This is a genomic window from Psittacicella hinzii, from assembly GCF_003585885.1.
In the GTDB taxonomy this organism is placed as follows: domain Bacteria; phylum Pseudomonadota; class Gammaproteobacteria; order Enterobacterales; family Psittacicellaceae; genus Psittacicella.
This window is the reverse complement of sequence record NZ_NRHC01000050.1, coordinates 1-1,204: the sequence shown is the minus strand read 5'-3', so window position 1 is coordinate 1,204 and position 1,204 is coordinate 1. Positions and strand designations below refer to the sequence as shown.

General features: G+C 33.1%; 1 protein-coding gene. It reads right to left on the bottom strand.

From position 1 onward, the window contains the following. Positions 1-1,020 (bottom strand): hypothetical protein (locus CKF54_RS04560; RefSeq protein ID WP_222987513.1); only part of this gene is annotated, 1,020 nt, incomplete at its 3' end. Between the last annotated feature and the right edge of the window lie 184 nt (positions 1,021-1,204).

The following is a 1,204-nucleotide window of genomic DNA, read 5'->3' as shown; positions in this document are numbered from 1 at the left end:
CATAATCACCATTTTAACCTTAGGCGCGCAAGTTACTGTAGCTTTGATAGCATTTTTAAACCAAGTGCTATCGTGTAAATTACCACGGTATGCCTCAATCAAGATAGGCATATTAGTTTTTACACCTTTACAGACCAAGATGTTTATTTGCTTGAGTTTTTCTCCTGATTTTGAATGACCATAATCAGCTAGCTCCAGATTATTGGAGTATGTTGTTATGTTCGAGAAATCAATATAAACTGCTTCTTCTTCCTGCAATAAATCAGCCCAAGCTTTGAAGAACTCTTCTTGTTTATCTTCACTAAGAGACTTAAATAACTCAGAACAACGTTGCGAACTAAGATGATATTCACTAGCTAAATTCATCTCTTCAGCAAAGAGATTGAAGTTTTGTGCGGCATTATATGTATCTTTAAGAATTGTATAGGCAACCCAATTAGTCACAGAAATAGCCGTCTTTTTTGACCAAACTTCACCAAGAATTCGAGTATGCTCTAAGCTGTTCACTATCTTGTAAACAGTATCAAGATAGGCGTTTGGTGAAGATGTGTCGTTAAGAATTTCTTCAGGAGTAGCTGTCTCCACGTCAACAGATTTCACTAATTCTGCCGGATTTACCACGTAATCTAGCTCTTCTGTTGTAGCAGAAGCCTCTCTTTGCAATTTTTTTGCTGTTTCTTTGATTACCTTTATTAAGAAATCCATACGAGAAACTTTCAATCTCACCGGAGTTTGAGATTTTCTAGATTTCTCTAAGATGCTATCAAACTTCTTCATTTCTCTGATATAGATGTCTTTATCTATAGGGAAAGGATTGTTATTTTCATCGAAGATTTCATAGTAATTAGCATTAGGAATGAAAGTTTTTCCGTCAGTTGTCTTACCAATAAGAAATTTTGAGACTTGCGGTTTACCATTTACGTTGTATTGATAGCCTCTAAATAATACTTCTTTGGTATAAGTATCTTTCTTAGATTTTAGTACAATTCTATCTGCTGGTAAAGGAAAAACTTTATTCATAATGCGGGTCTGTTTTGGATGTGGTGGACAAAAATTTTTTCAAAATCTTTCGAATTTGAAAAGGAGGAAGCCTCCCTCAAAAAAATCGATTAATTTCTATATATTATTTTACTTAAATTATGTTTAATAAAACAATTTTTTATTTACTATTTTAACCCATTTTTAAAATTTAGGGAATCCCTAT